Genomic DNA, 10,619 nt, shown 5'->3' with positions numbered 1-10,619 from the left:
CGGAGGCAAAACCCCCATCAGCCGCGTTCACAACCTCCGTGGGAATTACACCTAGCGCAACCCGACCAGTAATAGTCGCAGCGTGCGCCTTATGTGGTGGGTCAGAGCGACCAACGCGGTGACCGCTCTGACCCAATCGAGCCGTTTACTTGGTTACGTGAACGACAACTGACTTGGTTGTGGCCTGTTCAGTTCCGGGGTTGTCAATGCCAGTGACAGTCCAGTTGCTGAGGAGCAGAACCGTCTTGCCGGTGTCGGAGTTGAATATGACCTTCTTAAAGCCGAGCGCTTCCAACTCTTCTTCGAGCGCTTGGGCATTCATACCCACAACATTCGCGGGTATGACCGCGGTCGTCGCTGCGGGGGTTGCTACGACGGCAGCAGGTGTGACAACCGGCGCAGGCGCGGCTGATGCTGTCACGGTTGCAGTGGCTGTGACGGTCGCAGTTACGGTTTCCGTGACGGTAGGAGCCGCGGCTGGTGTCCCTGCGCAACCCGCCAGAGTCAGACACGACAGAGCCAACACGAATACAGATTTCTTCAAAGGTCCCCATTTCACTTATGACGAGGTTATTAGTCTCGTCGCCCCATTTAATTCGCGCGAATGACGAACATCAAGAAGTGTAAGGCTCAATCAAATACGTATAGGTTTGTGACACTTTGGTGGCGGGGCACCCGCACGGACCCTGGCGGTAACTTTCTCTTCGACGCGTCCTCCGCGTGCCAGAACTGACGTAACTCCGTTGTGGGAGAGATTGGTGGATGTCACACCAAGCAAATATCCTGGCGCAGTGAATACGTTTGATGGGGGATCGGAGCAGACAACGCTCCCAGAGGGGCTTTACGAACTCCTGCAAACTGAGAGTCTCGAAACCAGGTTGTCACTCGTGCCGGACCTCAGTCCGAAAGTCGACGCAGTCGACCAGGACGACGCACCGGAGGTGCTTTCTCGGCACGTCGCCGAAGTCGTAAAGAAGGCACTCACAGCTGCAAAGCCAGAAGAACGCGTAGCCCTCGCGAACAGGCTCATGTCACACCTGGACCACGACGACCAGATCACGCCTGGCCCGCAACAACTGCTCTCGCTGCACCGGCCCGACGCATTGACGCGGCGCCAACTGCGGCGGCCCACAACAAAGCTCAGTGACTCAGCCCTGCTCACAAACGGCAAGGACGATCCAAACCTCGCCGCGGAGCTACGAACAGAGATCGAATCGGCCAACACCGTCGATCTGCTTTGCGCCTTTGTGCGATGGACAGGTCTAAGGCTCCTTGAGCCTGCCCTCGAGCAGCTGAACGAGCGTGGTGTGAAGTTCAGGGTCATTACCACTACGTATATGGGAGCCACAGAACGCCGAGCGATCGATGAACTAGTCAGGCGTTATGGGGCCGAAGTGAAGATCAGCTACGAAACCCAAGCCACCCGACTTCATGCTAAGGCATGGCTCTTCAGGCGGCGCACTGGCTTTGATACTGCCTATGTAGGTAGCTCGAACCTCAGTCAGGCGGCGTTGCTTGATGGCCTGGAGTGGAACGTACGACTAAGTTCGATTGCAACGCCGGAGTTGCTCAAGAAGTTTGAGGTCACGTTCGACAGCTATTGGGAGCAAAAGGCCTTTCAGACTTACGATCCGGATCGAGACGGCGACAGGCTGGATGCCGCACTGGAACGCAACGGTGGGAGGCGAACGGCGGCCCCGGACACTGTCACTGGACTCGAGGTCGTGCCATTCCTTCACCAAGAAGAAATGCTTGAAGACCTGGAAGCAGAGAGGTCAAAAGGGTTTAACCGTAATCTCCTTGTGGCAGCAACAGGGACTGGGAAGACGGTAATAGTCGCCCTGGATTACAAGCGGCTCTGTGAAGCGGCCGGAAGGCCATTGTCTCTGTTGTTCGTTGCTCATCGGCAAGAGATCCTGAAGCAGTCCCTGCGTACTTACCGCAGTGTTCTGCAGGACGGAGCCTTTGGTGAGCTCTATGTGGGCGATCACAAGCCACAAGACTGGAAGCACCTTTTCGCCTCGGTTCAGTCGCTCGCTTCCTTGGGAGTGAGCAACTTCGAGGTCGAGCAGTTTGACGTCGTAGTCATCGATGAGTTCCACCACGCCCTTGCGCCGACCTATCGCCAACTGCTTGATTACCTGCAGCCTCAGCAGTTGCTCGGTCTCACGGCTACCCCGGAGCGCGGCGATGGCGGAAACGTCGCTAAAGAGTTCTTCGAGGGAAGAACAGCCAGTGCGCTTCGGCTGTGGGACGCACTGGATGCCGATCTTCTCGTGCCGTTCCACTACTTCGGCGTTTCCGATGATGTGGATCTCAGCCGTTTGGAGTGGAAACGCGGCAACTACGATACCGCTCAGCTTGACCGCCTATACACAGGTAACGATGCTCGGGCAGCGAAGGTCATCCGAGAACTTCGTGACAAGGTCGTCGGCACTGAACACATGCGGGCGCTTGGCTTTTGCGTCTCGGTCCAGCACGCCCACTATATGGCCCGGGTTTTCAACGACGCCGGCATCACCTCGGTCGCCGTCGACGGCGGAACCGACGAGGCCGCACGCGCAGACGCCCTTGCCCGGCTGCGTAATCGAGAAGTAAATTGCATCTTCGCGGTCGACATTTTCAACGAGGGACTGGACATCCCCGAGGTCGACACCATCCTCATGTTGAGGCCGACCCAGAGCGCCACGATTTTCCTACAGCAGTTGGGCCGAGGCTTGCGCCGCGCGGACGACAAGGCTGTCCTCACGGTCCTGGACTTCATCGGCCAACAGCGTCGCGAGTTCCGTTTCGATCTTCGCTACAGAGCGCTCACTGGCTATGGGCGAAAACAACTTGAAAAGGCTGTCGAGGAAGAATTCCCGTACCTTCCTTCAGGCTCGCAAATTGTGTTGGATCGTGTGGCTCAGAAAGTGGTGCTGGACAACATCAAGGCCCAGCTTCGCTTTAATCGGAACCAGTTGATCAACGACGTGGCGTCTTACGGCGAAACCGTACTGGCCTCGTACCTGCGGGAGTCTGGCAACGACGTGAAGACGATATATCGCTCGACCCGTGACTCCTGGACCGACTACCTGCGCCAAGCTCAACTGATTGACGGGTTTTCTCCCCTTGAGTCAGTGCTCAAAGGCATCCATCACGATCGATCAAGTGCTGAGGAAAAGAAACTCCTTGGGCGGATGGCCGCACTTATCCACGTTGACGATCCGGGGCGGGCGGAGGCCTACTCCATGCTCGTCTCTGCAGACGCGCCCCGCTACGCTGAGCTGGGCACTCGAGAGCAGTCGTTCGCAAGAATGCTCTTCTACACGCTTTGGGACGACGGCGGCGGTTTCAAGACGTACGACGACGGACTGGACCACCTCCGTGCCTATGGATTTGTGTGCAGTGAGATCAAGCAAATTGTGAGCTTGGGAGTCGCGGCCTCAAAGCACGCTGCCAAGGGCCTCGGTGCAGGGCTCCAGCACATTCCGCTGTTGACACACGCAACCTATCGACGTGAAGAAGTTCTCGCGGCCCTGCAGTTTGGCTCGCTGGAACTTGGGAAGAACGTTCAGCACCGTGAGGGGGTTGCCTGGTGCCCTGCGACAGCAACGGATGCCTTCTTCGTTACCCTGAATAAGGACGATCGGAAGCACTCAGCGACGACGATGTACAAGGACTACGCCATTAGTCCCGAGCTGTTTCACTGGGAGTCGCAGAATGCAACATCATCTACAAGTCCAACGGGCAAGCGCTACCTGGACCGGCGAGCACATGGGTCACACATCGTCCTCTTCACCCGTGATACTGCGGAAGACGAGAGTGGCCTGACAGTTCCTTACACATGCCTGGGACAGATGGACTACCTGCAGCACTCTGGAGAAAAGCCTATTGGTATCACGTGGAAACTTCATCGGCCGATGCCTGTCGACGTTTACACGAAGGCAGCAGCCGTGGCCCGGTAGCCGACTGAGTTGCATCTCAACCCGTGATGTCGGTGCTTTCTTTCTCGACGGCGAGAATTACCTACCGTGAGGCTCCCCACCACGGCGGTCTTATGGCCACATCGGCATGCCCAGCAGTGGGATGCCGATGAAGGACAGGTCGAGTTTGTATTCGGTGGCGCACAGTATTGACCTGATGTTTGTTTGGGCCAGGTTAGCCGTGCTGGCGCTGAGGGCAGCAGCCGTCTTCCGGTGTTGGAGGCTGCTCTTCTGTGTCGATGCCCGCGGCTGCGATGTCGCGTCAATGACTTTCCGCATGGGTTGTTTGAAGCTGGATTTGACTGTTGCGAGGCGCTGGGGGAAGGGCGTCGCTGGACGTGATGTCGCCGTCGTCGATGATGGCCGAACGGTCGTAGGTGCATGCCGCGGCGGCCGAGTTCGCGGAGGTGGAGGTCGTGGCCGCGGTATATTCGGGATGCTTCGGCGCAGGTGGAGACGGCGAACTGGACTTCGCGACCGGAATCGTGGGCGGGCGGGAAGAACCATAGGATTCCTCCCGGTTACTCAGACCCACGTTGGATGGGGTGACAGCGGAAGCTACTGTCGGCGTCGTTCCTCTCCGGTGACCATTGCCTCGCGCGGGTTCGTGTGGAAGCCTCGACATGATCCTGTCGCCGGGGTGACGATGGACAGCAGGGAAGGAACCCGACATGGGACTGATCCAAATTGACCTGTTCACCACGCTCGACGGCGTCGCGCAGGCGCCCGGCGGCCCTGAGGAAGATCCCGAGGGTGGTTTCGAGTTTGGTGGGTGGCAGGCGCCTCTGTTCGATGATGCGGTTGGCGAGCAGGTCGAATCGGGGATGGTAGGGATGGACGCGCTGCTGCTCGGGCGCCGGACCTACGACATCTTCGCTTCGTACTGGCCGCATCAGGACAGTGGAATCGCGCAGTTGTTCAACCGCATTCCGAAGTACGTGGCCTCGCGTCAGTCGCTGAACCTGGGGTGGGATGGCTCCTCACAGCTCGGTCCCGACGTCGTGGTTTCCCTGCGCGAGCTCCGCAACAAGCACGAGAACATCCACGTGATCGGCAGCTTGGACTTTGTGCAGACCCTCTTCGCTGAGCGGCTGTTCGACCGGCTCAATCTGTGGGTGTATCCGATCCTTCTGGGCCGTGGGAAGAAGGTGTTTGCCGACGGGGTGGTACCAACCAACCTTCAACTTATCGAACCGGTTGTTGCCTCGCCGAAGGGTGCGGTGATGCAGCGGTATGCCCTGGTTGAGGGGACGCCTGGGGTGGGGGATATGACCGAAATCGGTTAGAGCTCCGTCCGCGCGCTGGGCCCAGGACCGCGCGACAGTCAATCGGAGGTGGATATCGTGGTCGCCCGTCGGTCCAGCAAGCGGTTATCTCCCGAATCACCACCACCCCGGACCTATGCTGTTCCCATGTTGAACGTTGGAGTCGTGTCAGGGAACGAACTCGCGTCCCTGGTTGTGGAGCGGCTAACCGATCACGGTGCGGTCATCCAGGCACGTTCAGCACCGGAGCTGAGCCAGGAACGGGACAGCCCGATTCTGGTGAGATGCGCGGATAAATCTCTTCCGGCTTCCAAATTCGACCTCGTACTTTCGGTAGCAGACGGTTCTGAACAGTGCTGCCCGCGGCACAGCCCGGATGTGGTTCTCACGGAGACGGACCCAGGTCTCCTGCGCAAAGCGGTGGACCAGCTGTGGGAGAACCGCCTCCTTCCCTTTAGCCGCAACAAGGCAGCTCCCAGACCGAAGCATCGGAAAGGGCCGGCGGTGATGAGTCCGCCGGATCCGGCTTGGCCGGCTACTGCGGCACGGACTGCCGAGAGGATCCTGAGGACCAGCCCTCTGATCGTTCGGGTGGACCACATCGGCTCCACGTCGATCCCGGGTCTCCCGGCAAAGAACGTCATTGACCTGCAAGTCGGCGTCGCGAACATCAGCGACCTGGATCAGGTGTCCGCACATCTGGACGCTGCAGGCTATCGGGCTGTACCGGGCAAGTGGTGGGACGCGCCGACCAGCTATCAACCCGAACCCGAGCAGTGGGCCAAGCACCTCCACGTAAATTCCGACCCGGCTCAAAACGTCAATATCCATGTGCGGGTTGTAGGGTCGGCTGGGTGGTTCTTTACCCTCAGCTTTCGCGACTGGATGCGGGCGGACGCAGGTCATGTCCGCCGATACGCGGCAGAGAAACAAAGGATTGCCAGCAAGTACGCGAACGATGTCAACGCCTTGAACTACGCGGCGGAAAAGAAGTTGTGGTTTCGCGACTACGTCGAGCCGCAACTCTACGCATGGGTGGATTCACACGGCTGGCGACCGGAGAAGCAGGAAGAGCCTCAATTCATGGAGTGTTCCAACGTCGCAGTGAATCCGAACACCGTCACGGCACCGGAGTTTTCACCCGCTGCTACAAGATTGCTTTCCTGACCGCAGATAATTGCCGCCGTGGGTTGGGAAGGAAGCTGAAGCTTCTGAACAAGCTCTCCTGTAGAAAGAGCCCTCAGCGCAACAAGACCACTGACATTCACAGATAAACAATGCTCGCCGTCGGCGAGGAACGCGATGGCTACTATCTTTCCCGATTCCGACGGGGCGATGACCAGCCGGGAGGTTCTGGCCTCCAGATCCCAGTGGCAGATGCTGCCGTCCCAGCCGCCAGTGAGGGCTGAGGCGCCGTCCGGTGATAAAGCGAGCGTGGACAGCGGCCCGGTGTGCCCTTCCAAGCAACCCAGCAGCGATCCGTCGGCCATGTTCCATACGCGGGGCTTGTCGTCGTGTCCGATCGTAACCAGCCGGCCGTCTTTGGCGAGGGCGGCGTCAGTCACTGGTCCCGGATGCGCTTCCAAGACGTTCGTGCAAACGCCGGTCTCAAGATTCCAGATCCGTGCGGTGCCGTCCCAGCTGGTTGACACCGCTCGAACCCCATCGTGAGTCAAGCGGATGCTGGCAATCCGTTTGGTGTGGCCTACCAACTCCAACAGGCGCGTGCCCTCTTCAGCGTCCCAGACGAGCATGGAGCCGTCCTGCGCACCGGTGACGACCCGGGCGACAGGTTCGCTGGCCGCAACAGCCGTGATCCCGGCCTTGTGCCCACTGAGCCGGTTCAGCAAGCCGCCGTCGGTGAGGTCCCACAGTCTTCCCGAACGGTCTTCGCTTCCGGTGGCCAAGACCTCGGCTCCGGGGACTAGCGCCAGTGACGTGACCGGCCCGCCGCCGTCGTCCAGTACCAGACGCCGATTTCCCGATTCGGAGTCCCACACCATCACACTGGCATCCCGACTGGCAGACACCAGCACCTCCCTGTGGCTGTAGTAAGTCAGCGAGGTGACGGCTTCCTGATGCCCGTGGGGCGCTGGTGCGGTGATGGCGGCGGCCAAGTCCCACACTCGTGCAGACCCGTCATCGCCCGCTGTGACGGCTAGGTCACCCAACTCGGAAATAGCAATGCTCTTCACCGGGCCGGGATGACCCTTCCACGACTTGATCATCTCCGCCGCAGCGATATCCCAGACAGCAATGGTTCCGTCCCGCCTCGCTGACGCTATACTTCCGTCAGTACCGAAAGGAACGACGTCGGTCACCCACTGGCCATGGTCCTGCAGTACCGCTGTGGCTTGGCCGGTAGAAAGATTCCACACGCGGATGGTGCCGTCCTGTCCTGCCGTTGCTGCCTCGTCCCGCTCGGGAACGAAGACGGCGGCGGTCAACTCTGACTCGTGGCCGGAAAGTTCGTGCAGAAGCTCCAGGTTTTCAAGATCCCACAACCTCGCCGTGGAATCTTTGCTGATGGTCAGTGCCCGCTTGGAATCACTCGAAAACAAGCCCCTTGACACTCCGGCCCTGTGACCTTCGAGGCGGAAGAGTAGCTTTCCGTCGGCCAGGTTCCACAAACACGCTGTGCTGTCCCAGCTGGTGGTCAAGGCCTTTTGCCCGTCCGGACTGATGGCCACCGAGGTCAGCCAATTTTCGTGACCATTCAGGAAATGGCCCCGTTTCCCGGAGGCAAGGTCCCAAACATAGGCTCCGTCCCTGCTTGTGGTGACGGCGTAAGTTTTGTTCGGTGCAATGGCGACGTCGGTGACTTCTTCGGTATGTCCCTCCAGAACGAACAGGAGGTTTCCGCTTTCAACGTCCCAGACCTTCGCCGACTCTTCCTGGCCGTTGGCCGTCACGGCAATGCCGCCGTCGGACGTTATGGCACCGGCGGAAATGGGACTGTCTGAATCTTGCAGAGTCTGCAAGAGAGCGCCTGTTTGGATGTCCCAAAGCTTGGCCGATCCGTCCAGGCTGAGCGTGAAAACCCGCGAACCCCCGCCGGTTATCGTAGCCCGCTCCACCACGGAGGTGTGGCCGGACAACGTTCGCAGAAGGGCGTCACTGCTGGTGTTGGTAGTCCACGCGGGGTAAATTCCGTGCGGAACGATCAGGGCGAGGTACGTTCGTGCGGATTCATAGAGTTCGCGGTCGTTCATCACCAGGGCCTGCAAGGCCAGCTGGCCGGCGGCGTACGCCTCGGAGGTTCCTGCAGCGCCATCAGCTTCGGCGCGCAAATTGTGGGCCTCATGCTCGAGGACCATGCGGCTCCTATGCAGCGTCCTCCCATTCTCGCGACTCAGCTGCGCCTCGGACTGTACGCGGCGAAGCGTGCCGATGACCCGGTCCACACCGAGAGTGCCAATTGCCTTCGCCAGATAGTGCGCGTCCTGGTAGAGAGCGGCAAGCTCATTCGGCCGCACTTTCGCCGTATGGACAGGGAGGTGTGTCAGTGCATACCCGCTAGCGTTGTCAGACCAGTTACGGCTGTATTCCAGCAGCCGCTCCTGAACTGACTGCAGGACGTCCTCTGTGAACTTTGTGGTCAGATGCTGCCCGAACCTTGGGTGCGCCAACGTGTAGCCAACGGCATCGTTTCCCATGATCAGTCGGCGGATTTTGGGGAGGATGTTGCGGTCAAAGTGGTCGCGGAGCATTCCTGTGGGATCAGCGAAAGCCTCCGGAACAAGGGCTTCAAGGTCACTTCGCGCAAGGGGTCCGTGGGCAGCAGCCAACGTGGCGAAGAGCAACAGCGCTGGACGCTCTCCGGCCACATCCAGGAGCTCTTGCCACCAAACGTCCAAGTACGCTGCCAACCCCTCGGGCTGCTGCTCGAGATCTGCCACGTCAAACTCCTTTTCCAGAGCTTCCTTGGCCAGGAGGCCGATGTACAGGGGGTCGGCATTTGTCGCCGTCCTGTTGGTGTTTGCGTCCACAGGGCCGATGGCAGCCGCCTTCATGACTGCGGCCAGAGCTCCCGGCTTTTGGATGAGAGCTGCGGTGTGCCGACCGGTCGCCGAGAAGAGTTCGACGACGGACTCCTCACCGAAGCCGTCGAGCCGCAATTCCTTGACGTCCGGTCCTTGCAAGCGGTACTTGCTCCGCCATTCCTGTCCTGTGTCGCGGATGGAAACTATGACGTGAAGGTGCTTGGGAGATGCGCCTGCCACGTAATTGGCAATCGACCAGCCTTGGATCTCGTCGATGCCATCCAATATGAGCACATCGGGAGTTCCATTGCTACGGGTTGCTTCGCTCAGGCGCTGGTGCAGCATGGACTGAAGAGACAACCGGTCCAAATGCGGGTAATCATCAGCTAATGGGTCAGGGGATAACTGCTGCAGGACGTTCCTGAGGAAAAATACCTCGTCCAACCAGTACGGGTCATATCTGCTCGTAAAGAAGTGGAAAGCGGCGCGGGCGCCCATTTGCTGGGCAAACTCAGCCAGTAGTGAAGTCTTTCCAAATCCGGGACGGCCGGTGATGGCCAGCACCCCGCCTGGACCGTTTGCAAAAGCGGATAGAGCCGCAATCTCCTGTCGTCGCCCGACGAATCCGTCACTTCGCCTGCTCCTGAACAGCGGGGTAAAGGCCCTGCTGAGATCAGGCTTGGCCTCCTTGCGGGGGAGGAGCTTAAGGTCCTCGGGTCCGTTCAAGCCAAGATGGCGCCAGAAGACCTCCCTGGTGGCCTCGGGCAGAGTATCAATTGCTTCGATGGGAGTTAAAGCGAGACTTCCTGGCCCCTCACTGGGATTGTGATGGCGGACCACTCCGATGAGGTCATTCGTGGCGGACAAAACCGCAGAACCGGACATTCCGGCCCACTGGGACGTTTCCAGGTCTCCTGGTGCAATGGGTGGCCAATCCCTGGGCGTGTTCTCCACTTTCAAGGCCAAATATCCGGGAACCAAGCCCTGGCCGGGGACGGCACGGAGTCCCTCCGCCGTGGGGATGCTCCCGTAAGCATGAACGGCGATGCGACCTCCGCTGACAGCTTTGAAACGAGGGAAACCCACGGCCGTGCAATCGTGGAGGACCTCCAGATTCTGCCGTTCGACCCGTCCGAACGTCAGGAAAGGCAGGTCAGGGGCGCCGTCTAAGGACAACAAGGCTATGTCCACGGTGGCCGATCCGGAACGCACCAAGACACTGGCGGGGTACGTACCCTCCAGCCCCAGAACTTCATGACCAGAGCCCTTGGCGACGTGGTCAGCGGTGAGTACTACGGAACCACCAACCATGAGCCCGGACCCTACCCGTGGCTGACCGTGGAATTGGTACGTAATGTTGACTACACGTCCGGTCTCAAGGAGAGCCATTGAGGTACCCCGCTTTC

At 59.6% G+C, this 10,619-nt stretch carries 6 protein-coding genes; 3 read left to right on the top strand and 3 right to left on the bottom strand.

The genetic code is table 11. The features are described 5' to 3' along the window. Window positions 1-145: 145 nt before the first annotated feature. On the bottom strand, window positions 146-421 hold the full coding sequence (locus OCL88_RS16890) for a hypothetical protein (RefSeq protein ID WP_264963255.1): 276 nt from the start codon (window positions 419-421) through the stop codon (window positions 146-148). Window positions 422-791: 370 nt separating this feature from the next. Here OCL88_RS16890 and OCL88_RS16885 point away from each other — a divergent pair, with 370 nt between their 5' ends. Continuing rightward, complete coding sequence (locus OCL88_RS16885) at window positions 792-3,947, top strand: DUF3427 domain-containing protein (RefSeq protein ID WP_264963254.1); 3,156 nt, start codon at window positions 792-794, stop codon at window positions 3,945-3,947. A gap of 90 nt (window positions 3,948-4,037) precedes the next feature. On the opposite strand, the gene OCL88_RS16880 is transcribed toward OCL88_RS16885, so the two are convergent. Further along, window positions 4,038-4,244 carry a hypothetical protein gene (locus OCL88_RS16880; RefSeq protein ID WP_264963253.1) on the bottom strand — a complete coding sequence of 69 codons (207 nt, stop codon included), beginning with the start codon at window positions 4,242-4,244 and terminating at the stop codon, window positions 4,038-4,040. Between the two features lie 392 nt (window positions 4,245-4,636). Here OCL88_RS16880 and OCL88_RS16875 point away from each other — a divergent pair, with 392 nt between their 5' ends. Further along, window positions 4,637-5,251, top strand: a complete 615-nt coding sequence (locus tag OCL88_RS16875) for a dihydrofolate reductase family protein (RefSeq protein WP_264963252.1) — start codon at window positions 4,637-4,639, stop codon at window positions 5,249-5,251. 126 nt (window positions 5,252-5,377) lie between these two features. Continuing rightward, window positions 5,378-6,397 (top strand): GrpB family protein, encoded by a 1,020-nt coding sequence (locus tag OCL88_RS16870; RefSeq protein WP_264963251.1) that lies wholly within the window; start codon window positions 5,378-5,380, stop codon window positions 6,395-6,397. Here OCL88_RS16870 and OCL88_RS16865 read toward each other — a convergent pair. Beyond that, entirely contained in the window at window positions 6,307-10,602 is a 4,296-nt protein-coding gene (locus tag OCL88_RS16865) for a trypsin-like peptidase domain-containing protein (protein WP_264963250.1), read from the bottom strand. The genes OCL88_RS16870 and OCL88_RS16865 overlap by 91 nt on opposite strands. Between the last annotated feature and the right edge of the window lie 17 nt (window positions 10,603-10,619).

Origin of the sequence: Paenarthrobacter sp. PAE-2, from assembly GCF_026013155.1 — a bacterium.
Taxonomy (GTDB): domain Bacteria; phylum Actinomycetota; class Actinomycetes; order Actinomycetales; family Micrococcaceae; genus Arthrobacter; species Arthrobacter ureafaciens.
Note: the sequence above shows the minus strand (reverse complement) of the source record. Positions and strands in the feature narration are given on the sequence as shown.